The sequence below is a fragment of the Microbacterium sp. KRD172 genome, from assembly GCF_017168295.1.
In the GTDB taxonomy this organism is placed as follows: Bacteria; Actinomycetota; Actinomycetes; order Actinomycetales; family Microbacteriaceae; genus Microbacterium; species Microbacterium profundi.
This window is the reverse complement of the sequence record NZ_JABFAS010000002.1, coordinates 207,356-230,071: the sequence shown is the minus strand read 5'-3', so window position 1 is coordinate 230,071 and position 22,716 is coordinate 207,356. Positions and strand designations below refer to the sequence as shown.

Genomic DNA, 22,716 nt, shown 5'->3' with positions numbered 1-22,716 from the left:
CGCGGGGCGGGTCAGCGCGGCTCCTCAGGAACCGTGATGTCGGCGACCGTCGCGCCGTAGGCGGCGATCAGCTCATCCGCGTCGACGAAGAGGCTGTAGCCGTGCGCACCCGCGCCCATCGCGACGCGCTGACCGACGATCGACTCGTCGGCGAAGATCGGCCAGTCGGTCGTGCTGCCGATCGGGACGATGGTGCCGCGCTCGTATCCGGTCGCGGCCAGTGCGAGCTCGGCCTCCGGGAGGCGCAGCTTGTTGACGCCGACGACGGCGCGCAGCTTCGGCCACGAGATCGACCGTCCACCGGGAACCAGCGCGAACAGGTAGGTGTCGTCGGCGCGCTTGACGACGAGCGTCTTGACGATGCCCGACGGATCGATCCCGAGCAGGGCCGCGGCCTCATGCAGGCTGCCTGCCTGGGGGCGCTCGCGGATCTCGATGTCGAGACCACGCTGGGCCGCGGCATCCCGCACGCGCGAATGCGGATCAGCCCCATCAGGGACTGATCCGCTGGAACCGGCGTGGCTCACGCGTCGGGGGCTGCGAGCGGGTCGTCAGCGACCCAGAGCTCGTCGTCCGTGCGCAGCGCCTGCCATGCGGCGTAGAGCACACCGACGGCTGCGGCCGCGCCGAGGATGATCGCGATGACAGAGCCGACGCCTGGGCCCTGCTTCTTCTTCACGATGCGTCCGCCGGTGAACTCGAGCCCCTGACGCTTGGCGTTCGCGACGTCCCACGCGGAGAGCGCGGAGCCGACGACGCCGCCGACGATCGGGACGACCTTGTCGTCCACGACGTGGCGACCGAGCTTCACCCCGCGGTCCACAGCCGGGGCGACACGGCGGTTGTAGGCGTCCTGCACGACAGGAAGCACCTGCTCACGACCGAGGCCACTGAGCTGACGGCCGGCCTCACGGGCGACATCGGCGGCGTGCCCGACCACGACCTGCTGGGATTCCCACAGCTGATTGGCGTCGTTCTGGAGACGACGCAGTTGCTTCTTACGCTTGCGGCTGATGCTCACGGTGTTCTCCTGTCCATTGGAGTACGGAGATTCCATACTGCCAGACGAGACTGGATGCCGGCAGTGATTGCGCCGACCCTTGTCATTCTTCGCCGCGCGCGATAGCGTGACCGCGCTTCCGGCCAGCACACTGCAAGCTCTGCGACAATGGGGACATGGCTCAGCACTCTCACGTCGCAACCCTGCACACAAACCACGGCGACATCGTCGTCAACCTCTTCGGCGACCACGCCCCGAAGACCGTCAAGAACTTCGTCGGCCTGTCCGACGGCACCCAGGAATGGACCCACCCCGCAACGGGTAAGCCCGGTGAAGGCGCCCTGTACACGAACGTCATCTTCCACCGCATCATCCCGAACTTCATGATCCAGGGGGGCGACCCGCTCGGGCAGGGCGTCGGCGGCCCCGGATACAACTTCGACGACGAGATCAACATGGAGCTCAACTTCAACGAGCCCTACATCCTCGCCATGGCCAACGCGGGCCTGCGTCGCAACGCGATCACCGGCAAGGCCGAGGGCACCAACGGGTCGCAGTTCTTCATCACGACCGACCCGACCCCGTGGCTGCAGGGCAAGCACACGATCTTCGGCGAGGTCGCCGATGACGCCTCCAGGAAGGTCGTCGACGCGATCGCCGCTGTTCCCACCGCTGCGGGCGACAAGCCGCTCGCGGACGTCGTCCTGCAGTCGGTCGACATCGCCGCCGTCTGAGTCCAGACTCCTCAGACTTCTCAGGCCGATCCGGATGACGACACCCGAGTTCACGAGCAATCGTGACAACTTCTGCTACCGCCATCCGGATCGGCAGAGCTTCGTGCTCTGCCAGCGGTGCATGCGCACCATCTGCCCCGAGTGCCAGACGCAGGCCGCTGTCGGCGTCATCTGCCCGGAGTGCATGAAGGCCGAGCGCGGCAGCCGCACTCCAGCGCAGAAGCGCGCTCAGCGACAGTGGGGCGGACGCTCCCGTGCGCGCGGCTCGCTCACCGCCGTTCAGTCCGGTCGCCCGATGATGACCTACGCGATCATCGCTGTGACGGCATTCGTCGGCCTGCTGCAGCTCATTCCCGGCTTCGACGTCACGGGTCTGCTGCTGTTCCACGTCGGCTATCTCTTCCCCGACCTGTCGGGATTGCCGTTCCAGCCTTGGCGTCTGATCACCGCGGTGCTCGTGCACAGCGGCATCTGGCACATCGGCCTGAACATGCTGGCGCTGTGGATGATCGGCCGCAGCCTCGAGCCGATGCTCGGACGATGGCGCTTCCTCGCGCTCTACGTGCTCGGCGGTCTCGGCGGCTCCGTGGCCGTCGGCATCATCTCGCCAGGGACGGCCACGGTCGGCGCGTCCGGCGCCGTGTTCGCATTGTTCGGCGCGCTGCTCGTGATCGGCCTGCATCTCGGCGCCAACATGACGGGTCTGTTCGTGCTGCTCGGCATCAACCTCGTGATCGGCTTCGTCCCCGGATTCAACATCGCCTGGCAGGCCCACGTTGGCGGTGCGGTCGTCGGCGCCCTGGTCGGTCTGATCATCCTGCGCACCCGCAAGCGCAGTCAGCGCACCTGGCAGATCCTGTTGCTGATCGCCCTCGCCGCGCTCCTCCTCGCCGCGGTCTTCATCGTCCCGCCCCTCCTCGTCGGCGTCTGAAGCGGGACCGGGGGCACCTTCGCCCCCGGTCAGAAGTTGTTAACACCCTTATCCCCCGTTGTGAATAACATCGGTGTAATTCTCCCCACCCTGTGCACAACCCTGTGGATAACTTCCCTTGGTCCGGCGTGACAGACAGATGAAGGCCCCTCGCTACGCGAGAGGCCTTCAGGAGAAAGAGGGGATGCGGCGAGTCAGCGCCACCGCGTCGTCATCAGGAATCCGATCAGCGCGATGCCGAGTCCGATGGCGAGATTCCATGAACCGATGCCGGGAACCGGGAACTGCATGCCGGAGATGTAGAACACCAGGATCCACGCCAGGCCCAGCAGCATGAAGCCGAGCATCACGGGCTTGAACCACACGGCGTTGGGCGCAGCCTCGCCTTCCGCGCGCTCGACAGCGGGTTCTTCGCTCTTACGGTCTCGTGCCATGGGGTCAGTCTACCCAAGACCGCGATGACTGCCTGCTCCGAGGGAAGGTGTCCATCCAGGCGGGATAAGATCGCGCCTATGAGTGCAGCAGGTCCGTCGACGCGCGCGCGCTCTCGGCGTCCTCGCCGGCGCTCGCGGGCCACGTTCACCAGCGTTCTGGGTGAGCTGCTGCTGACCGCCGGCGTGCTCGTTCTGCTCTTCGTCGCCTGGCAGATGTGGATCGGCGACATGATCATCGGTGCGCAGAGCAACAACGCGGGCAACGCGGTCTCCGCGACCTGGGAGCAGCAACCAGCCCCCGAGCCTCCGCCTGTCGTCGAGAACGAAGACGGCGAGTCCTGGTTCGAGCCACCCGTGCTGCCGCATCCGGCCGCGGGGGAGACCTTCGCCCAGCTGCGCATCCCGCGGTTCGGCGACGAGTACAACGTGGCGATCGCGGGCGGAACCACGCGTCCCGTCACGCTCGACAACGGCTGGATCGGCGTCTACGACCAGTCGGTGATGCCGGGGGAGGTCGGCAACTTCTCGGTGGCCGGCCACCGCACCACGTGGGGCGCTCCGCTGAACCGGATGGACAAGCTCCGTCTCGACGATGCGATCGTCGTGGAGACGCAGGAGGGCTGGTACACGTACCGCTTCCGCACGCTCGAGTACGTGCAGCCGAACGAGGTGGACGTGCTCCTCGATGTTCCGCAGGTGCCCGGAGCCGCCACGGGAGAGCGGTATCTCACCCTGACCGCATGCTCGCCCCTGTATTCGCTCGCCGAGCGCATCGTCGGATACGCCGTGTTCGAGGGGTTCCAGCCTCGCGCCGCGGGCGCCCCGGATTCGATGGCTTCCGTCGATCAGATCGCGTCCCCGTCCCTGTAAGGAGGATCAGATGTACGCAGCGCTCTGGCGCATCCTGCCCGGCCCCTGGTGGCTGCGCCTTTTCATCGCGCTGATCGTGGTCGCCGCGATCGTGTATGGACTCTTCTTCTACGTGTTCCCCTGGGTGAGTCCGCTCATCACGCCCGGTGAGGTCGACCTGGAGTGAGCGTGCGGGTGCTGGTAGTCGACAATCACGACAGCTTCGTGCACACGCTCGTCGGCTATCTGCGAGAGCTCGGTGCGGTCGTCGAGTTGATCGAGGCGGATGCCGCTGATGCGGCGGGCTTCGCCCGCCTCCTGCCCGACTTCGACGCCGTGCTGCTCTCGCCAGGGCCTGGCAGGCCCGAGGACGCAGGGGCGTCGGTCGAGATCGTCGCACTCGCCGCCGAGCGAAGGATGCCGCTGCTGGGCGTCTGCCTCGGACATCAGGCGATCGGCGCCGCGTTCGCCACCGCGGTCACAGAGGCACCGGAGCTCATGCACGGCATGGTGTCCGCGGTCCTGCATGACGGTTCGGCCTTGTTCGACGGCATCCCGTCGCCTTTCGATGCCGGGCGATATCACTCGCTCGTACTCGCCGAAGCCGAACTGCCGACAGCTCTCCGGGTGACCGCGCGCACGGCATCCGGCACTGTGATGGCGATCACGCACAGCGAACTTCCGATCCAGGGAGTGCAGTTCCACCCCGAGAGCGTGCTCACCGCGCACGGCTACCGCCTGCTGGCGAACTGGCTGGCGCAGGTCGGATCAACGGATGCCGTCGAGTTGTCGGCCCGCCTGCATCCGCTGGCCGGCTAGCCAGCGAATGAGCGTGGTTACTTCGCCGCGCCGGTGCAGAACCGCAGCTGCACCTCGGAGTGCACCGGGACATCGCCGGGTGCGGCGGACATCGACGCGATGGTCGCAGGGTCGGTCGCGGCGCAGTCGGCCATCTCGGTCGGGATCGCGGTGAGGCCGAGTTCCTCGAGCTTCGCGCTGGCGGCATCCAGCGTCCAGCCCGTGACATCGGGCAGCGTGACGCTGCCGCTTGCGACGACGAGATCGACGACCGTCTTCGGTGCGATCTCCGCCCCGGCTTCGACGCTCGCCTCCAGCACCGTGTCGGCGGCGCTGTTCGGATCGTTGCGCTGAATCACGGTGCCGAGCTCGAGACCCTCCTTGGCCAGGGCGTCCTTGGCCGCAGCCTGAGAGAGTCCGATGAGCGTGGGAGCCTTGACGGTCTCGGTGCCGGAGGAGACATAGATCGTGACGCGCTGCCCGGCCTCGACGGACTGCCCGCCCTCCGGGTCGGTGCGGATGACATTGTTCTCGGTGATCGAGGCGTTCGCTTCGTACACGAGCGTGGACTGCAGGTCCAGATCTTCGAGATCTTGTTGTGCGCGCTCGTACGACACGTCGATCAGGTCGGGAACGGTGCGCGACGAGGTGGGGATCTGCTCGCCACGAGGCATCATGAGCACCCAGACCAGCACGGAGATCAGCAGCACGGCGAGCAGGGCGACACCCGCCCAGATCCACACCACCGGCGGCCCGGACTGCGTGCGCGTCATCGTCGTGTCGCTGCTGAGCTGTCGCAGCGACCGCGCGGTCTCCTGCGCCTGGCGGGGGCTCGGGCCGTACAGTTCGCTGGTGAGCGCGCCGAGCTGTTTCTTGCTCGGCGCCTTGCCCGCGACGGCGTCGTCGAGCGCGGCGCGGAAGTGCGCGGCATCCGGATACCGCTGATACGGATCCTTCGCGAGCGCACGCAGCACGATCGGGTCGAGGGCGCCGGGGGAGCTCTCGTTCACCTCGGTGGGCGCCAGCGGCGTCTCGCTCACGTGCTGGTACGCGACCGCGACGGGTGACTCACCGCGGAACGGCTGACGCCCGGTGAGAAGCTCGTAGAGCACGACGCCGGTCGAGTAAAGGTCGGCGCGCGCATCGACCGGCTCGCCCTTGGCCTGCTCCGGCGAGAAGTACGCCGCCGTGCCGATGATCTGCGTGGTCTCGGCGACCGTCGATGAGGAGTCGGACACCGCGCGGGCGATGCCGAAATCCATCACCTTGACCTGGCCGGCCGGGGTGACCATGACGTTTCCCGGTTTGATGTCCCGGTGCACCACGCCGGCCCGGTGCGAGTAGTCGAGCGCCTCGAGGATGCCGTCGACGTAGCGCACCGCATCCTCGACGGGAACCGGCCCCTCGGCGATGATCTCCTTCAGCTGGCGGCCCTGGACCAGCTCCATGACGATGTACGGCTCGCTGCCGGCGGAGCCGACGGCGGGAGCGCCATGCGGAGCGGACGTCGGATCGCCGGCGTCGTACACGCGCACGATCGACGGGTGCGACATGCGCGACGCAGCCTGCGCCTCCAGGCGGAAGCGGGTGCGGAAGGCGGTGTCGCGTGCGAGATTCGGATCGAGGATCTTGATGGCGACCGCGCGCCCGAGCGTGACGTCGTAGCCGCGGTAGACCTTCGCCATGCCACCGTGTCCGATGAGCTCATCCACGCGATATCGCTCAGCGATGATGCGCGGCTCTGCGGTCACTGGTGACTCCCCCTGGTATGACAACGGCATGGACTTCCTAAGGTTACCCTCAGCCCCCTGAAACGGCTCTCAGCCTTCGGGGAGTTCGTCCCCATCGCCGGGGAGGATGGAGGCCGGCTGAATGGTCACGGAGAGCGGCGGCGACGAGGGCGTCACGCGCTCGTCCGTGCTCGCGCACGTCGCGGTGTACGTCGCGATCAGCTGCTGGCCCTCCGCGTCGGCGACGGTCACCTCGGCACTGCGCTGCGTCGGCGGGAAGTTCGGGCCACCGGAGACGAAGGTGCCGTTGGTGAGCTGCACCGTGTAGCGGGTGAGGTTCGTGCCGCTGGGGCAGACGAAGTCGCTTCCCCACGAGAGGGTGACCGTCCCACCGGCGACAGGGTCGCCGGAGATCGCGGGAGCATCCGCCGGTGCGGGCAGCGCAGCGCGGTCACCGTAGGTGGTCAATGTGACGGTCTGATCGACCGCGACGTTCCCGAGCGGCTCGACCTTGTAGACCTTGCCCACCTGGTCGTCGGATCCGGCGGGATCACCCGGTACGCAGGTGATGTCGCTGAAGCCGTTGTCCGTCAGGGTCGTGGTCGCGGCCGCGCAGTCGAGGCCGACCAGGTTGAGCGATGCCACATCGACGCGATCCGGCTCAGGAGGCGGAGTGGGCGTCTGCGAGGTCGGCTTGGGCGTCGGCGTGTTCGCCGAGGTGGTGGTGGTCGTCGGGTCGGGTTCGGGGTCGCCCTGGTTCAGCAAGGCGAACACCGTGCCGGCGAGCACGATGGCGATGAGCGCGATCAGTGCGATCAGCGGCCACGTCCAGGGGCTGCGTTTCTTCTTCTTTCCCTCGACATCGGTGCCGTCGCCGTCGGCGGGCAGCGCGGCGGTTGTCGGCAGGATGCGCGTGGTGCCGTCATCGCCGGTGGCGGTGAGGATGCGGGTGGCGTCATCGCCCGCGATGCCACCGGTCGCGATGGCGGGAACCGCGATCGCTGCGGAGTTCAGGTCGCCTCGCCGCAGTGCCTGCGCTGCACGAGCCACAGTGGCCGACGACGAAGGCCGGTCCGCCGGCTTCTTCGCGATCATCGCCATCACGAGGTTCTGCACCGGGATCGGCACGGTCGGCGGAAGCGGCGGCGGCTGCTCGTTGATCTGCGCCATCGCGATCGCGACCTGCGATTCGCCAGTGAACGGACGCTTGCCTGCCAGGGACTCGTACGCGACGATGCCCAGCGAGTAGGTGTCGGTCGCCGGCGATGCCGGGTGCCCGGAGGCCTGCTCAGGCGACAGGTACTGCACGGTGCCCATGACCTGACCGGTCGCGGTCAGCGGCACCTGATCGGCGATGCGGGCGATGCCGAAGTCGGTGATCTTCACCCGGCCGTCCGGCGTGATCAGCAGGTTTCCCGGCTTGATGTCACGGTGCACGAGGCCGGCCGCGTGCGCAGCCTGAAGAGCGGATGCCGTCTGCGCGACGATGTCGAGCGTCTTGTCGGCGCCCAGGGCGCCGTCGCGCTCGAGCAGTGTGGAGAGGGCCTCACCGGGGACGAGTTCCATGACGAGGAACGCGCTGCCGTTCTCCTCGCCGTAGTCGAAGACGCTGGCGATGCCCTCGTGATTGACGAGTGCGGCATGACGGGCCTCGGCGCGGAAGCGCTCGAGGAAGCCCGGATCCCCCATGTACTCGTCCTTGAGGATCTTGATGGCGACGGTCCGTCCGATGACGTGGTCTGTCGCTTCCCAGACCTCGCCCATGCCACCGATCGCAATACGCGACTGAAGCTCGTATCGACCACCGAACGACACACCCTGCGTCGGCCTCATCTGTTAAGCACCGCCTCAATGACCTTCTTCGCGATCGGGGCGGCGAGCGTGTCACCGGATCCCGACTGTCCCATTCCGCCGCCGTCTTCGACGACGACCGCCACAGCTACCTGTGGATTGTCCGCCGGTGCGAAACCGGTGAACCACAACGTGTACGGCTCGTCGCCATCGTTCTCGGCCGTCCCCGTCTTACCGGCGACGTCGATGCCGTCTATTCTTGCACCCGTCGCGGCGCCGTCCGCGACGCTCGCCGTCATGGCGTCGGTCACATCGTCTGCGACGTCCGCCTCCGTGGCGCGACCGAACTCGCTGTTCTCGTACTGACGCACCACTGACAGGTCATTCCCGATCACGGCATCCACGAGCCGGGGGTTCATCACCACGCCGTCGTTCGCGATTCCGGCCGAGACCATCGCCATCTGCAACGGCGTCGCGGTCACCTGACCCTGCCCGAACCCGGTGAGCGCGGTCTGCGCGTCGTCGAGTCCGCGCGGGTAGCGGGAGGCCGTCGACTCGAGCGGCGTGGAGAAGCTCTGGTTGAAGCCGAACTTCTCGGCCATCTCGAAGATCTTCGCATCGCCGAGCTCGACCGCGAGCTCGGCCATCGGGATGTTGCAGCTGAGGCGGATGGCATCGGCGATCGTCACGGTCGAGCCGGATCCGCACGTGCCCCCCGTGGCGTTCGAGACCTGAGAGGACGAGCCGGGCAGCGCGTAGCGGGCCGGGTTCGGAAGAGTCGACTCGGGCGTCCACTCCCCTGTCGCATAGGCGGCCGCGGCGACGAGCACCTTGAACGTCGAGCCGGGAGGGTTCAGGTTGCCGCGGATGGCGCGGTTCTGCAGCGGGTTCGGCTTCAGCGCGTCGAGTGCGTCGTACGCGGCCTCTGCCTGTGCGCCGCTGTGCATCGCGACTGCGTTGGCGTCGTAGCCGGGGGTGGAGACCATCGCGAGGATGCGTCCCGTCGCGGGTTCGATGGCGACCACGGCGCCCTGCAGTCCGCCGAGTGCCTCGTAGGCCGCCTTCTGGGCCGCGGCATCCAGAGTCAACTCGACGCTGAACCCGGTCTGCGCCTGGCCGGACACGATCCGCTCGATCTCGGCGAGGAACGCGCTCGCGCCGGTGCCGGACAGATCGCCGTTCAGCGCGTTCTCGATGCCGGTCGATGACTGCAGCGCCGGGTTGAAGAACCCGGTGACACTCGACCACATCGGTGAGTCGGTGTACATGCGCTGGTACTGGAACTCGTCTTCGCTGGCCACGGAGTACGCGATCTGCACGCCGTCGGCGATGATCGACCCGCGCTGGATCTCGTAGCTGTCCAGCAGCGAGCGCGTGTTGCGGTCGGCCTGCCCTAGCTCGTCGGCCGCGACGACCTGGATCCAACTGGTCGCGGCGAACAGCGACAGGAACATGAACAGCATCACGATGCTGAGTCTGCGGAGCTCTTTCGTCATCCGATCACCACCCTGGGCTGGCGGCGTACGCCGTCGGAGATGCGCAGCAGCAGCGCCACGATGAGCCAGTTCGCGACCAGCGACGATCCGCCGGCGGCGAGGAACGGCGTGGTGAGTCCGGTCAGCGGGATGACACGGGTCACGCCGCCGACCATGATGAACACCTGCAGGGCGATCGTGAACGAGAGTCCGGTCGCGAGGAGCTTGCCGAAGTCGTCCTGGCCGGCGATGCCGATCCGCATGCCGCGGCTGACGAACACCATGTACAGGGAGAGGATCGCGAACAGGCCGATCAGCCCGAGCTCTTCGCCGAGGCTGGGGATGATGTAGTCGCTGTGCGCCAGCGGGGTCACGGTCGGGCGTCCCTGACCGAGGCCGGTGCCGATCAGGCCGCCGTGTGCGAGACCGAAGATGCCCTGCACGAGCTGGTAGCTGCCGCCTGCGGCATCGACGACCGCGGGGTTGAACGCATCGAGCCAGTTCGTGAAGCGGCCCTGCACGTAGCTGAGGATCTGGGTGGCCACGGCGACGCCTGCGGCGACCATGACGAGGCCGATCAGCACCCAGCTGGTCTTGCCGGTGGCGATGTAGAGCATCGCGATGAACATGCCGAAGATCAGCACTCCGGTGCCGAGGTCGCGTTGCACCACGATGATGCCGAGTGAGATCAACCAGACGACGATGACGGGTCCGAGCTCGCGCATGCGCGGCCAGGTGATGCCGAGGAAGACCTTGCCGACCGAGGTGAGGCTCTCCCGGGTGCGCACCAGGTAGCCGGCGAAGAAGATCGCCAGGCAGATCTTGGCCAGCTCACCCGGTTGGAAGGCGAAGATGCCGCCGATGGTGACCCACACGTCGGCGTTCGAGCCGGATGCTCCGAGTCCAGGCACGAACGGCAGCAGCAGGAGGAGGATTCCGGCGAGGCCGAACAGGTACGTGTAGCGGAACAGCACCCGGTAGTTGTGCAGCAGGATGACGATCGCGATGGCGCCCGCGAGCGAGATACCAGTCCAGGCCAGCTGCTTGGTCGAGTACGCCTCCCACCCGGTGTTGTTCAGCGCGATGTCGATCCGGTAGATCATCGCGATGCCCAGGCCGGTGAGCAGCGTCGCGATCGGCAGGACGAAGGGGTCGGCATCGGATGCCACGACGCGAAGCACGAAGTGCAGGGCGAAGGCCAGCACGGCGAGCCCGCCGCCGATGAACAGGATGAAGGGGTCGATCAGCCCGAGCGCACCGAGTTGCACCAGGCACAGCGCGGCACCGCTGATCGCGCAGGCGAACAGCAGCAGCCAGAACTCGCGGTTGCGCTGCGTCTGCGGCAGTCGCATCCGCTTGAGTGCTTTGATGACCGCGGTGTCGGCGGTGACGTCGGTGCTCATCATCCGGCACCCCCTCCGCTCGTCGCGGTGGGCGTGGGAGTCGGGCTGGGTGCGGGAGGCGGCGTCGGGGCCGGGGTCTCGCCCGTGACGGCCTCGGAGCCGGCCCGCAGGCGGTCGACGATCGCCATGGCATCGGACAGAGAGCGCGCGTTGATCGTCCGCTCCACCGAGGCGCGCTGGTACGGCGGCAGGTCGGCGAGCAGGATGCCGGTGTCCTCGAGCTCGGTCGACAGCGAGATGGGGCCGATGTTCTGCTGGACACCCTGGAAGATCACGACGCTGTCTTCGTCCGCGCCCACGAAATAACGCGTCTGTGTCCAGCTGTAGGCCAGCATCCCCGCACCGGTGAGCGCGAGCAGAACGACCAGGAGCGCGGCGAACCAGCCGACCCGGCGGCGCTTCGCGCGGCGGCGATCTTCCTCGATGAGTTCCTCGAGGTAGTCGGCGGCCGGTTCGAAGTGCGATGGTTCGTTCGCGGCCTGGCGCACGGGGTGCAGCCAGTTCGTGCGTCCGACACGGGCGGCGGGGATCAGCACGCCGGACGGAGTGGATGCCGCGCCGACGATCGTCGCGGTGCCGGAGGAGACCGGGTGCACGCCGCCCACTTCGACGAGCACGACCGTGACGTTGTCGGGGGCGCCGCCGTCGAGTGCCTGCTTGAGCAGGTTGTCGGCGGTGCGTCCTGGCGGAAGCCCGAGTCGCATGGCCTTGAGGATGTGCGGCTCGTCGACGACGCCGGAGAGACCGTCGGAGCACAGCAGCCAGCGGTCGCCAGGGAGCGTGGGCATGACGAACATGTCCAGCTCGGGGTCGTGGTCCATGTCGCTGAGCACGCGCATCAGCACGGAGCGGCGCGGGTGGTAGCGCGCCTCCTCGGGGGTGATGCGGCCCGAGTCGACCAGCCGTTGCACGAACGTGTGGTCGGCGGTGATCTGGGTCAGTTCGTCGTCGCGGTACAGGTAGATGCGCGAGTCGCCGATGTGGCCGATGACGGCGTGATCCTCGACCATGATGATCGCGCTGACCGTCGTGCCGAGTCCGGCGAGCTCCGGGCGCTCCTTGGCGGCGCGGATGAGGTCGCCCGCCGCCGTGGTGACGGCGGCCTGCAACGACGCCTGGGCCTCGTCGACATCGGGGAACGAGTGATCCAGGCGCTCGAGTCGCTGGATGGCGATGCTCGACGCGACATCGCCGCCCGCGTGGCCGCCCATGCCGTCGGCGACCGCGAAGAGGTTGGCGCCGGAGTAGCCGGAGTCCTGGTTGTTGGAGCGCACCTTCCCGGTATGGGAGATCGCGGCGCTCGAGCCTTCGAAGACCATGCCGGCGTCAGGCTCGCAGCTCGAAGGTCGTGGCGCCGACCTTGACGGCGTCGCCGATCTCGATCGAGACGGGCGCTCCTGAGATGCGCTTCCCGCCCAGGTAGGTGCCGTTGGTGGAGTCGAGGTCCTGGATGGCCCAGGTGTCGCCGCGCAGCAGCAGGCGGGCGTGGTGACTGGAGGTGTAGTCGTCGCGGATGACGAGACCGGATTCGCTGGAGCGGCCGATCGTCATCGGATCGGTGCCGAGGGGAAGCTCGAGGCCTGCCTTGGGGCCGGAGGTGATGACGAGCTTGGAGACGCTGTTCACCCTGGCGGCGCCACCGGAGCGCGGCGACGCCTTCGGCTTGGCCGGGGCGGGCGCCGCTGCGGGGGCGCCTGCACCGGCTTCGGCGGGGAGCTTGCGCACCTTCACACCGAACAGGTCGGCGCGCAGTGAGTACACGACGCCGAACACGAAGAACCACAGCAGGACCAGGAAGCCGATGCGCAGCAGCAGGAGGACGAGTTCACTCATCGATTCGCCCCTCCGGTCCCTGAGCCTGCCGAACCGGTCCCTGAGCCCGTCGAAGGGCGGTCGGCAGCCACGGGGACGACCCGGAAGATCAGGTCGGTGCGCCCGATCGTGATCGTCGTGTCGGTGGGCAGCGGTGCCTCGCGCACCTTGGTGCCGTTGACCTTCGTGCCGTTGGTGGAGCCGAGATCGCGCATCATGGCGCGCTCGCCGTCCCACAGGATCTCGACGTGCTTGCGGCTCGAGCCGGCATCCGCGATCGTGATGTCGGCATCGCTGCCGCGACCGATCACGCTGCGGGCCTTGGTGATCGAGTGACGGCGTCCGTCGACGTCGACGACGGCCTGCCAGCTGACGCGACCCTCCGCCGTGCCGGAGTTCACGCGGACGGTGCCGGTGGCGACCTTCTCGTCCGCTTCGAGTGCGATCGAGACCGGGCCGGCGAAACTGTAGCCCTGGGCCTTGGCGTGGGCGTTCATCAGAGCGTGCAGCTCTTCCGTGAGTGCGCCGCCGAGTCCCTGCATCCGTTCGAGGTCGTCGGCGCTGAGGCGCGCGACGTAGCTGTTGGGCGCGATGATGCGGTCGCGGCTGACGACGGCGGCCTTGATGTCGGCTTCGCGGCGGAGCGCCGATGCGATCTCCACCGGCTGGATGCCGCTGCGGAAGGTCTTGGCGAATGCGCCGTTGACGGCGCGCTCAAGACCCTTCTCAAAGCTGTCAAGTAGTCCCACTGGGCTCCTCTGGCATGGCGGCGGTAGCAACATCGTAGCCAGGTGACCTGGATATGCGCCTCTGCGACGCCTCTCACGGGCGTCGAGCGTGCCGCAGCTTCAAGAGGTACGGGCTTCTCCGCGGGTCGTTGAGCGAGCCGAGCCTCCCGGAAGTGAGGGCCGTTCCGCGGGTCGTTGAGCGAGCCGAGCCTCCCGGAAGTGAGGGCCGTTCCGCGGGTCGTTGAGCGAGCCGAAGGCGAGACGAAACGGGGTGAGCGAGCGAAGCGAGTCGAAGCCTCCCGAGTTCTTCTGCAGCGAAAGTGCGTGATATCCTCGTGAAGTTGACTTCTTCGGAACGAGACGTTCGCGCGAGTGGCGGAATGGTAGACGCGCTGGCTTCAGGTGCCAGTGTCCTTACGGGCGTGGGGGTTCAAGTCCCCCCTCGCGCACACGAATGAAATGGCCCCTGACCTGGGATTTAGTTCTCCGGGTTGGGGGTCATTCGCGTCGGAAGTGCTAGAAAAAGTGCTAAGCGTTCCCGAGGTGGGCGGCGAAGCGGTCTACTGCCGACCTCTGCATGGTCGGGGTGACGTGGGAGTAGATGTTCATCGTCGTGGTGATCGTTGAGTGCCCCAACCGCTCTTGGACGACCTTGGGGTGTTCGCCGAGTTCGAGCAGCAGCGTCGCGTGGGTGTGACGCAGACCTTTGATGGTGACGCGGTGCAGGCTGTCGTACTTCGCGGTCACCCACTTGAGGCGGCGATCCCAGCGGCTCGTCATGGCATCGGGTGAGCGGAGCTTGCCGTCGTCGTCTCCGAACACATAGGCGTCGGCTTTTGCCAGCTCGAACGAGACCTCGGCGCGGACGACCTTGTAGCTCGCGAGGACTTTGAGGGTTTCGGCGTCCACGTCGATCACGCGGGCGTTACCGGTCTTCGGGGGCTTGGTCTTCGTCCAGTCGTCGGTGTCGACCGCGCGGCGGATACTGACCCGCATCGCCTTGCTGTTGATATCGCTCCACTTGAGCGCCAGGGCTTCACTGCGCCTCATTCCGGTGTACGCGATGAGTTGCCACATGGGGAACAGTTCGTCTTCCAGTTCATCGCGGTTCCAGGTGAGGAACAGGGCGAGCTGTTCGGCCGTCCAAGTGGCGATTTCGGGTTTCTGCGCCCGCACCTCACTCGTGGTCGGGGCCTTGACGGTGCGCTTCTTCTTCGCCGGGTTCACGGTCAGGTGTCCGTCGTCAATCGCGGCGTCGAGGATCGCACCGAGTACGACATGCACCTTGTGGACGCTGTTGGCCGACAGGGGCTTGCCCTTGCCGTACTCGTCCTTGCGGCCGTGGTCTTCGAGGTCGCGATAGTGGCGGGCGATCCTGGTGGCGGTGAGTTTGTCGAGCCGGATCGTGCCGAGCTGGGGCTTGATGTGGTTGCGGATGATCTTCTTGTACCCCTTGATCGTGGATGCCGCGAGCTTCAAACCGGCCGCCCACTCATCCGCGTACGCGCCAATGGTGGGCACCTTGTTTCCGAACTTCTCGTTCTGCTTTCGCTGCTTCAACGCTTCCTGCAAGGCGTCGTTGGCTTCGTCAGTGCTGGTGAACCCGGAACGGGTGAGACGGCGCGATCCCATCTCGGGGTACTCGGGGTCTTTCAGGAAGTAGATCTGGAACCGCCACCTTTTGCCCTTGTCGGTCTCGTAGCCCTGGATCGAGCCGGGCTGCCGGGAACGGGAACGACGTGCTGGTTTCACCTCCTCGCCTGTGGTGTTTGCGCCGGGTTCGTGCCCGGCGGTCGTGGTCTTTCGTGCCATCACTGCATCCTTTCTATTGGGTCGCCGGTTGCGCCAAGGTGCGCCGGGGCGGCTATTCGGTGCTGTCGGGGGCGAGGCGGTCGAGGAAGTCGGGGCCGCTGAATACGCGCCCGGTCGGGTCGATCTGCTCACCTCGCACCCTGATGAACCGTGCGCGTTCCCGCTGCTCCGCGAGGCGCTGCCTATAGGTCTCGGTGCTCGGGAGTTGGTCGCTGCCGGGGATGTTGAGGGAGGACTCGTAATACTGGATGCGGTTCTGGCAAGCGAACCATTCCTGCTGCCAGTAGTGCAGCAGCCCCTCCGGGGTGAGTTTGAGCGAACCCTGCATCCACTTCTCGATCTCTTCCGGCAGATACTCCCCAGGTACTCCCGTCACGCCGCTTTCTGCGTCGGGTGGGGTGAGGAGCGCCGCCGGGGTGGTGCGCAGCAGGTAGGCGATCACGGTGAGGTCGTCCACGTCGACGCGGCGATCCCCGGCTTCGAGCTTGCTGATCCCTGACGGGGAGAGTTTCCGCCCCGCGTCGTCCAGCAGCTTCGACATGGTGCGCAAGTCCATGCCGATCGCTTGGCGGGCCGCGCGGATGTTCCCGGCGACGTACTGGTTCGTGTGTCCTGGCGGGTTGCCCCGCACCCTCTCTGTTTCCATACTAAGAACATACACGGTTGTACTTGACACAGCAAGGTTTGGCTTCTACCGTGGTAGGCACCCCCCAATCTCCCTGTATCGGATCGGACGGTGACCTCATGCGGCAGAGCACCCTGGACATGGACGACCTCCGCAAGCGGCGCAGCCTGGTCATCACCCGCAAAGAAGCCGCCGAAGCGCTCGGGGTCGATCCCCGCACGATCACCACGAGCATCAACGAGGGCACGATCCCGCATGTGAAGCTCGGGCGTCGCATCGTGATCCCCCGCGAGAAGTTCCTCGCCCTCTTCGCCGACACCGCGCCCGAGCACGACGGGTCGTAGGCGGCGCGCTGTGGCGGTGCCGATTCGGCACCCCCTCGCCGAGTTCTCGGAGGAATGTCGGCGGAGCGACGTAGACTGAACCCGTAACGCCGACCACAAGGAGGCACCCCGTATGGCTACGAAGACTCGCGTATCCGAGGCGCACGTTCAGCGCGTCCTTGCGGAAGTGCAGGCCGGGCAGCAGACCGCGGGCGAGGAAATGACTCCCGAGGGTGTGCAGCTTCTGGCTCGTCAGGTGCGCGGAGAGATCACCGTAGACGAGGCCGTCGCAGTGATCGCCGCTCGCACCCGCGCACGCCTGGCCGCCCGCACCGTCTGAACCGTATTGCGTCGCGATGCCTGATCGGTATACCTATCCGGGCAGCGACGTTCTCGTCAACAAGTTCGGCGTCACCGGCTATGACGATTGGAAAGACGCCGAGGTCGACTTCATTGGCGCCCGCATGGGTGCCTTGCGTGAGCATCCGATCCTCGGCGGGTACGACCTTGCGCACCTGCAAGCGATTCACGCCTATCTGACGCAGGATATGTACTCGTGGGGCGGTGAGATACGCGACACCGACACCCACCCCGGCGGTACCGGTATCGCGCACTGCCGCCCGCAGTTCATCGTGCCCGAGGCCGAGCGCATCTTCGGTATCCTCGCCGGGAGTAACTGGCTGCGCGCGCTCGACGCTGACGAGTTCTCTGAGGGGCTGGCCTGGGTATGGGGCGAGACGACAGCGATCCATCCATTCCGGGATGTGAACACCCGGAGTCAGCACGTCTTCTTCAACCAGCTCGCCCGCGATGCCGGATGGATCATCGACTGGTCGCAGATTCCCGGCGACGTGTTCGCCCACGCCCGCACCCTCGCCATCGTTCAAGACCCCTCGGGCCTGGACGCGCTGATTCGCCCGAGCCTCGTCACTGTCGAGGACGCCGAACAGCACGACAGGCTGATGGGGTTGCTGCAGGAACATGCTCAGGGCTTCACGACACGCAAGAGCACCCGTGACCCTGCCGTGCTCGACCGGGAACTGGACACCGCGCGCGAACGCCGCCGCACCCTGCCTCCGCTGGATGCGTTCGGACACGACGCCCCGCCCGGCGGCGACCGGGGCGGCCCGAGCCTCGGACGGTAGCCGAGGGCAAGGGCGCGATGCGCCCGCGGCAGCCCCACCCGTGCAGTGTCACAGGCCGCGTGCCGGGCCGTCGTGCCGGGGCGCGCTCCGGTGCCGCTCCTCATGGCCGTGCGACATGGCGCGCTCCCGCTCGGCACGCCGAGCTTCCCACGCGGCCTGTGCTGCGCGGGTCTGCTCGATCCTCTCTGCGGCCTCGGCCGGGGAGAGCGCGCGCAGCAGGGCGGCTTCCTCCCGCGCCTGTTTCGCGGTCTTTGCTGCTGGTGCGGCTTGCTGCGCGGGGCTGGCGGTGAGGTACGTCTGCTGATTGCGGATCACGGTCTCCGCGCCGAACACTCGCGCGTATGCTGCCAGTCGTTCCGTGTGTGCGCGCTCTGGCCGGTGCAGCAGCGCGTCGCGTGCCGCCCGGTGTTCCTGTTCGGCGTCGAGGACGCGCGGGTCGCTGTCGATTCGGGGCCGGGTGACTCGCTCCACCCACGCATCGGCGCGTTCGTTCCATCTCGGCGGTTCACCCCACCCGCTCGTCACCTGCTGGCGCGCTCCGGCGGTTCGCGCTTGGGCGTTCTCGTGCGCGGCGCGGGCGCGGCGCTTCCCGAACCACGACGCCGCCCGCACCTGCTCGCTGGCTTCCTGTTCAGCGGCGTCGGCCTGCTCCCATGCGGTGAGTGCCCCTCTCGCCGCGGAGACGACCGGCGCGGTGGCCTCGGCGCGCACCTGCTCGGCGCGCTGCCGTGCGGTCTGCTCGGCCGCTCGCGCCCTCTCCCGTACCTCGGTCTCGCGGTCGCTGAGGTCGGCAAGGGCGGTGCTGACCTGTTGCCAGCGTTCGGCTTGCGCTTCAGCCGTTGCCGCACGCTTGTCGAGCGCCGTTATCTCGTCGTTCACGAACCGCGCGGGGCCGTTCTCGATCAGCCCGGCCACTTCCTCGACGGCGCGGCGGGTCGCGTCGGCAAGTCCGCGGTCGGCGCGGTCGCGCTCCATCGCCTCGATGAACTGCGCCCGTGCGTCGGCATGGTTCTCGGCGACGATGTGCAACAGGTTTGCCTCGCGGCCGCGGGTCATGCCGACATACACACCCGCGGCGCTGGTCGCGTCGGTGAGGAGCGTGTGCGACCCCGCCACGGTCGCGCCCTGCACCCCGTAAGTGGTCGCCGCATACGACAGGTGCGCGTGCTCGGCCACATAGTCGGCGGGGAGTCTGACGGTGCGCTGCCGCTTCCGGCCGCTTCCTGCCTCGCGTACGGAGAGTGCGCCGTCGTCCTCGACGTGCTGCACGACCCATTGCTGCCGATTCGCCACCCCAATGCTGGTGTTGTTCTTCCGCGTCTGAATCACATCCCCGGCCCCGATGGGCAGGCCGTCGCTGCCGTACACGGTCGTCGTGTCGTCGACGACACCGTGGGAGACTCGTTCCTCGCGGATGCGGGCGTTGACGGTGCGGGCCTCGTCGTTCGTGCTGACGGTGATCGCGTCGCTGTCCTGCCGCTCCTGCGCGATGTGCTCGCGCGCCTCGTCGCCGCTGTCGTGCAGGCGAACAAGACCGAGCCCGGCAAGCTGCTCGAACACCTCGCCGGGCTGGTTACCGTCGCGCATCCGTACTGTGACCTCGGCGTAGGCGGGGTCAGCGAAGCGGTGCACCTCGGCCATATCGAACGTGCGCCCCCGAATGTGCGCGGCCATATCGAGCACCCCGCCACGACCGACCGCGGCGAGCTGCGCGCGATCCCCGACCAGCGCGACCGTCGCGCCCGCCTCGGCGGTGACGGTCAGGAGGGCGAGGGCGGTGTCCTGGTCGAGCATCCCGGCCTCGTCCACGATCACCCGCTCACCCCGCACGAGCCGCGCGTCCTCGGTCGGGCCGCGGTAGGTGCGGCCCGTTTCGGGGTCGGTGTCGCCGGGTGCGAGGCGCGTCCATACGCCGTCACTGTTCCAGCGCCACCCGTGCGCGTGCACGAGCGCCGCTACACTGCTCGCGGGCACGCCGAGTTCCTGCTGCGCGACCTGCGCGGCGCGCAACGTCGGCGCAACCACCCGTGCGGCACGTCCGTGCTGCGCCGCGACTTCGATTGCGACACCGAGCATCGTGGTCTTGCCCGCGCCCGCTGCACCCTCCACGACCACGAGCGGATCAGTCGATGCAACGGCAGCGGCGGCGCGCTCCTGCCCGGCATCCAGGCCCCGCGCCCTTGCTGCGTCGTGCACGTCGGGGTGCTTCGGTTCCCGCTTCGGCACTCGTGCGGTCAGGAGGTCGCGCAGTTCCGTCTCGGCCTGCACCACGCGCAGGCTCGTCAGGTGCGCCACATGCTCCGGAGCCGGTGCGCCAGGTGGGAGGATCGAGAAGCAATCTTCCATCGCCAACGCCGTAGTGATGCGCACGAACTCGCGTATCTCGGCGGGTGCAGCGTGCATGCCGTACTCGGTCATGATCCGGGTCGCGTGCTCCTGCACCGTGTGCCGCGTCCACGCCGAACTGCCTGCGGCGCACCGATCCAGCGCCCGGTTCGCGATGGTCTGCACGGAGAGGTCATCCAGCGATACTTGCGCACGACGCACGGGCTGGCGCAACGTCTCGGGGTCGTAGCCGGCCTCTCGCAACTCCGTCGCCCACGCCTGCTCTTCGCTGAGCGTGGTGGGCTTCTTCGCGGGCCGTTCATACGCCCACGCTTTCGCCGCGAGTCGGGCCGAGACGACCGGCCCCACAGTCTCGCCCGGATGTGCCGCCTCCCACTCCGCCTCGAAGCGTTCCAAGTGCCTGCGCACCTGCTCGCCGCGTTTGCTCATCACGCCGTTGAACCGCTCGAGCTCGACCACCTCGCCCGAAACCGGATCAAGGGTCAAGCCGTGCCGATCCAGCACCTCCGCAAGCTCCGGGTGCGCGGCGATCACAGCGGTGCCGAGCGCGCGGATCGCGCCCTGCTGCCGGAACAACGCCGCCGTGTCCAGCGCCCGGCACTTCCCAGCCGCCCACACGCGGGTGCCGATCTGAAAGTGGATATGCCGGTGCGGATCACCCGCACGCGACGTGCGATGCGACACCGCCACCGTCTGCAACTGCTGGACGGGCACCACCTCCTGCCTACCCCGCGGCCCGACACGGGTCACGGAATGCAGGGCGAGCCACGCCTGAATCTCCGCCACCGCATCCTGCTGCGACCGGTCGAGAACTGCGGACACCTCCGGGTGGAGCGCTGCGGCAATCGAGAGCGACTTCGGGGCGTTCACCACCATCTCCGCAAACCGCGGCGACCCCTGTTTCCCGACACCCGGTAAACGGGGCGTGCCCATCGACTCGCCCGTGACCGGGTTCACCCAATCCACCCACGCCGCATATGCTTCCGGGTCGAGCCCGAGCGCGGCGGTCACGTTCCCGACGTTGTCGAGCGCGGTGAACGCGGCCACAGACGCATCCGCGCCGAGGTAATAGTCATCGGCGCGGGAGCGGTCGGCCTCGACATAGCGGCGTGCGTCGGCTCCGGTTCCCCGGAACAGGATCACGCCGCCGTGCATGAGGCTCACCACCAAATGTTTCTACTACAGAAATCAGTGTATCTAACACGGTAGCATACGTTCATTCAGAAGAACAAGGGGAAGATCAATGCTGTCGGCGTGTGTAGTGGGCTAGGTGCGGGTTGTGGTGAGGCATGCCACAGGGGTGCATGTTGAAAACGGGAAGATCAAGCTGTGGCATCGATGTTGACCACGACCCCTTCTGGATGGTCGCGCAGTATCTTGTGAGCGCACGATCGATCAGAGTGAAATTGCCCTCCGTTGACACCGTCACGCTAACGAGCCTTCGCGAGTGGGGATGTGATGGAAATCCCCGCGGGTTAGGTTGAGGCCGACGGCTAGTGTCCTGCGCCTTAAATTCGGTCTGTAAGTTGTAGGATTGGAGTATGGCGCGAACTGGACGACCCAAGGCCGAACTGATCCTGACGGATGAGGAGCGGGAGCAGCTTGAGCGCTGGACTCGGCGTCGTAAGTCGTCTCAGGCGCTCGCGTTGCGCTCGCGGATCGTGTTGGCGTGTGGGGATGGCATGTCGAACAAGGACGTGGCCGCGTTGGTGGGTTGCTCGGATCCCACGGTGACGAAGTGGCGCTCTCGGTTCGTGGAGGCCCGTCTGGACGGTCTCGTTGATGATCCTCGCCCGGGGCGCCCGGCGACGATCACTGCGGAGCAGGTCGAGGATGTCGTGGTCGCGACGCTGGAGTCGACGCCCGCGAACGCGACGCATTGGTCGCGGGCGAAGATGGCCGAGCGCACCGGACTGTCGAAGTCCACGATCGGACGGGTATGGAAGGCGTTCGGTTTGAGACCTCACCAGGCGGACGGATTCAAGCTCTCTAACGACCCGCTGTTCGTGGAGAAGGTCTACGACATCGTCGGCCTCTACCTCGACCCGCCCGAATCCGCCGTCGTTCTTTCGGTGGATGAAAAATCTCAAGTGCAGGCGCTGTCGCGGTCACAGCCCGCGTTCCCGATGATGCCGGGCATGCCCGAAAAGCGCACGCACGACTACTTCCGACACGGCACGACGAGCCTGTTCGCGGCGATGAATGTCGCTGACGGCACGGTGATCGCGTCCACGCATCGCCGACACCGTGCGGTGGAGTTCAAGAAGTTTCTGCAGAAAATCGATCAGAACGTGCCCGAGCATCTGGATGTGCATGTTGTCTGCGACAACTACGGCACACACAAGCACCCGGCCGTGACAGCGTGGGTCGAAAAGCACCCCCGGTTCCACATGCACTTCACGCCGACGTACTCATCGTGGATCAATCAAGTCGAGCGGCTCTTCGCCGAAGTCACCCGCGAACTCCTCCAACGCTCAGATCACCGCAGCGTGCAAGCACTGGAGAAAGACCTCCGCGGCTGGATCAAAGCATGGAACGAGAACCCGAAACCCTTCATCTGGACCAAGACCGCCGACGAGATTCTCACCTCCATCGGACGACTTCTACAACGAATCAACGGCGCGGGACACTAGATGAGTGAGTCCGATTGGCTGTGAACGGCGTGGAGGCTGTTAATCGTTGGCAGAGGGTGTTAAGCCCAATGTGTGAATACCGACCTCAACACCCTCCTGATCACACTTTACGTCCATCTCGATGACCGGATCCTGCCCGCGATCGGC

The 22,716-nt window shown here is 67.1% G+C and carries 22 protein-coding genes and 1 tRNA gene; 10 read left to right on the top strand and 13 right to left on the bottom strand.

The window, feature by feature from the left end; all coding sequences use genetic code 11:
* Positions 1 to 11: 11 nt before the first annotated feature.
* Both J1M43_RS01255 and J1M43_RS01250 read right to left on the bottom strand, forming a co-directional pair.
* On the bottom strand, positions 12 to 470 hold the full coding sequence (locus J1M43_RS01255; protein WP_206475482.1) for an aminoacyl-tRNA deacylase: 459 nt from the start codon (positions 468 to 470) through the stop codon (positions 12 to 14).
* Positions 471 to 523: 53 nt separating this feature from the next.
* Positions 524 to 1,057, bottom strand: coding sequence for a DNA helicase (locus J1M43_RS01250; RefSeq protein ID WP_240545476.1), 534 nt, complete (start codon positions 1,055 to 1,057; stop codon positions 524 to 526).
* A 119-nt stretch (positions 1,058 to 1,176) separates the two neighbouring features.
* Here J1M43_RS01250 and J1M43_RS01245 point away from each other — a divergent pair, with 119 nt between their 5' ends.
* Together J1M43_RS01245 and J1M43_RS01240 are read left to right on the top strand one after the other, a co-directional pair.
* Positions 1,177 to 1,734, top strand: a complete 558-nt coding sequence (locus tag J1M43_RS01245) for a peptidylprolyl isomerase (protein ID WP_206475481.1) — start codon at positions 1,177 to 1,179, stop codon at positions 1,732 to 1,734.
* 34 nt (positions 1,735 to 1,768) lie between these two features.
* The gene (locus J1M43_RS01240; RefSeq protein WP_206475480.1) at positions 1,769 to 2,665 is read left to right on the top strand and encodes a rhomboid family intramembrane serine protease; all 897 of its coding nucleotides are present in this window, start codon (positions 1,769 to 1,771) and stop codon (positions 2,663 to 2,665) included.
* A 194-nt stretch (positions 2,666 to 2,859) separates the two neighbouring features.
* On the opposite strand, the gene J1M43_RS01235 is transcribed toward J1M43_RS01240, so the two are convergent.
* The gene (locus J1M43_RS01235; protein WP_033105571.1) at positions 2,860 to 3,099 is read right to left on the bottom strand and encodes a cell division protein CrgA; all 240 of its coding nucleotides are present in this window, start codon (positions 3,097 to 3,099) and stop codon (positions 2,860 to 2,862) included.
* Between the two features lie 78 nt (positions 3,100 to 3,177).
* Between J1M43_RS01235 and J1M43_RS01230 the strand changes: the two genes are divergently transcribed.
* Genes J1M43_RS01230 through J1M43_RS01220 form a run of 3 tightly spaced genes read left to right on the top strand, consistent with a single transcriptional unit; the run spans position 3,178 to position 4,767 of the window.
* Positions 3,178 to 3,969 carry a class E sortase gene (locus J1M43_RS01230; protein ID WP_206475479.1) on the top strand — a complete coding sequence of 264 codons (792 nt, stop codon included), beginning with the start codon at positions 3,178 to 3,180 and terminating at the stop codon, positions 3,967 to 3,969.
* A gap of 10 nt (positions 3,970 to 3,979) precedes the next feature.
* Complete coding sequence (locus J1M43_RS01225) at positions 3,980 to 4,135, top strand: hypothetical protein (protein ID WP_033105569.1); 156 nt, start codon at positions 3,980 to 3,982, stop codon at positions 4,133 to 4,135.
* A 2-nt stretch (positions 4,136 to 4,137) separates the two neighbouring features.
* Positions 4,138 to 4,767: a gamma-glutamyl-gamma-aminobutyrate hydrolase family protein gene (locus J1M43_RS01220; protein ID WP_307823191.1), complete on the top strand. Its 630-nt coding sequence runs from the start codon at positions 4,138 to 4,140 to the stop codon at positions 4,765 to 4,767.
* A gap of 17 nt (positions 4,768 to 4,784) precedes the next feature.
* Here J1M43_RS01220 and pknB read toward each other — a convergent pair whose 3' ends face one another.
* Genes pknB through J1M43_RS01185 form a run of 7 tightly spaced genes read right to left on the bottom strand, consistent with a single transcriptional unit; the run spans position 4,785 to position 13,706 of the window.
* Positions 4,785 to 6,527 (bottom strand): Stk1 family PASTA domain-containing Ser/Thr kinase, encoded by a 1,743-nt coding sequence (gene pknB / locus J1M43_RS01215; protein ID WP_206475477.1) that lies wholly within the window; start codon positions 6,525 to 6,527, stop codon positions 4,785 to 4,787.
* Between the two features lie 39 nt (positions 6,528 to 6,566).
* Positions 6,567 to 8,309, bottom strand: coding sequence for a serine/threonine-protein kinase (locus tag J1M43_RS01210; RefSeq protein WP_241245171.1), 1,743 nt, complete (start codon positions 8,307 to 8,309; stop codon positions 6,567 to 6,569).
* Entirely contained in the window at positions 8,306 to 9,763 is a 1,458-nt protein-coding gene (locus J1M43_RS01205) for a penicillin-binding protein 2 (protein ID WP_206475476.1), read from the bottom strand. The genes J1M43_RS01210 and J1M43_RS01205 overlap by 4 nt, the downstream gene beginning before the upstream one ends.
* A complete protein-coding gene (locus J1M43_RS01200) occupies positions 9,760 to 11,145 on the bottom strand; it encodes an FtsW/RodA/SpoVE family cell cycle protein (protein ID WP_033105566.1) in 1,386 nt (461 codons plus the stop codon). The genes J1M43_RS01205 and J1M43_RS01200 overlap by 4 nt, the downstream gene beginning before the upstream one ends.
* On the bottom strand, positions 11,145 to 12,464 hold the full coding sequence (locus J1M43_RS01195; RefSeq protein ID WP_052166823.1) for a PP2C family serine/threonine-protein phosphatase: 1,320 nt from the start codon (positions 12,462 to 12,464) through the stop codon (positions 11,145 to 11,147). The genes J1M43_RS01200 and J1M43_RS01195 overlap by 1 nt, the downstream gene beginning before the upstream one ends.
* A 7-nt stretch (positions 12,465 to 12,471) precedes the next feature.
* On the bottom strand, positions 12,472 to 12,978 hold the full coding sequence (locus J1M43_RS01190) for an FHA domain-containing protein (RefSeq protein WP_206475475.1): 507 nt from the start codon (positions 12,976 to 12,978) through the stop codon (positions 12,472 to 12,474).
* Positions 12,975 to 13,706 (bottom strand): DUF3662 and FHA domain-containing protein, encoded by a 732-nt coding sequence (locus tag J1M43_RS01185; protein WP_206475474.1) that lies wholly within the window; start codon positions 13,704 to 13,706, stop codon positions 12,975 to 12,977. The genes J1M43_RS01190 and J1M43_RS01185 overlap by 4 nt, the downstream gene beginning before the upstream one ends.
* A gap of 345 nt (positions 13,707 to 14,051) precedes the next feature.
* Between J1M43_RS01185 and J1M43_RS01180 the strand changes: the two genes are divergently transcribed.
* Positions 14,052 to 14,134: transfer RNA gene (locus tag J1M43_RS01180), tRNA-Leu, on the top strand.
* A gap of 79 nt (positions 14,135 to 14,213) precedes the next feature.
* On the opposite strand, the gene J1M43_RS01175 is transcribed toward J1M43_RS01180, so the two are convergent.
* Complete coding sequence (locus tag J1M43_RS01175; RefSeq protein ID WP_206475473.1) at positions 14,214 to 15,497, bottom strand: tyrosine-type recombinase/integrase; 1,284 nt, start codon at positions 15,495 to 15,497, stop codon at positions 14,214 to 14,216.
* Positions 15,498 to 15,549: 52 nt separating this feature from the next.
* Positions 15,550 to 16,143 (bottom strand): helix-turn-helix domain-containing protein, encoded by a 594-nt coding sequence (locus J1M43_RS01170; RefSeq protein WP_206475472.1) that lies wholly within the window; start codon positions 16,141 to 16,143, stop codon positions 15,550 to 15,552.
* 98 nt (positions 16,144 to 16,241) lie between these two features.
* Here J1M43_RS01170 and J1M43_RS01165 point away from each other — a divergent pair, with 98 nt between their 5' ends.
* The 3 genes from J1M43_RS01165 to J1M43_RS01155 all read left to right on the top strand — a co-directional run bounded on the left by J1M43_RS01165 (position 16,242) and on the right by J1M43_RS01155 (position 17,590).
* Positions 16,242 to 16,466, top strand: coding sequence for a helix-turn-helix domain-containing protein (locus J1M43_RS01165; RefSeq protein WP_124970892.1), 225 nt, complete (start codon positions 16,242 to 16,244; stop codon positions 16,464 to 16,466).
* A 112-nt stretch (positions 16,467 to 16,578) separates the two neighbouring features.
* Positions 16,579 to 16,785, top strand: coding sequence for a hypothetical protein (locus J1M43_RS01160; RefSeq protein ID WP_206475471.1), 207 nt, complete (start codon positions 16,579 to 16,581; stop codon positions 16,783 to 16,785).
* A 16-nt stretch (positions 16,786 to 16,801) separates the two neighbouring features.
* Positions 16,802 to 17,590, top strand: a complete 789-nt coding sequence (locus J1M43_RS01155) for a Fic family protein (RefSeq protein WP_206475470.1) — start codon at positions 16,802 to 16,804, stop codon at positions 17,588 to 17,590.
* Between the two features lie 48 nt (positions 17,591 to 17,638).
* On the opposite strand, the gene mobF is transcribed toward J1M43_RS01155, so the two are convergent.
* Entirely contained in the window at positions 17,639 to 21,091 is a 3,453-nt protein-coding gene (gene mobF / locus J1M43_RS01150; RefSeq protein WP_206477276.1) for a MobF family relaxase, read from the bottom strand.
* 386 nt (positions 21,092 to 21,477) lie between these two features.
* On the opposite strand from mobF, the gene J1M43_RS01145 reads away from it, so the two are divergent.
* Positions 21,478 to 22,569 (top strand): IS630 family transposase, encoded by a 1,092-nt coding sequence (locus tag J1M43_RS01145; RefSeq protein WP_009376884.1) that lies wholly within the window; start codon positions 21,478 to 21,480, stop codon positions 22,567 to 22,569.
* Positions 22,570 to 22,716: the final 147 nt, after the last annotated feature.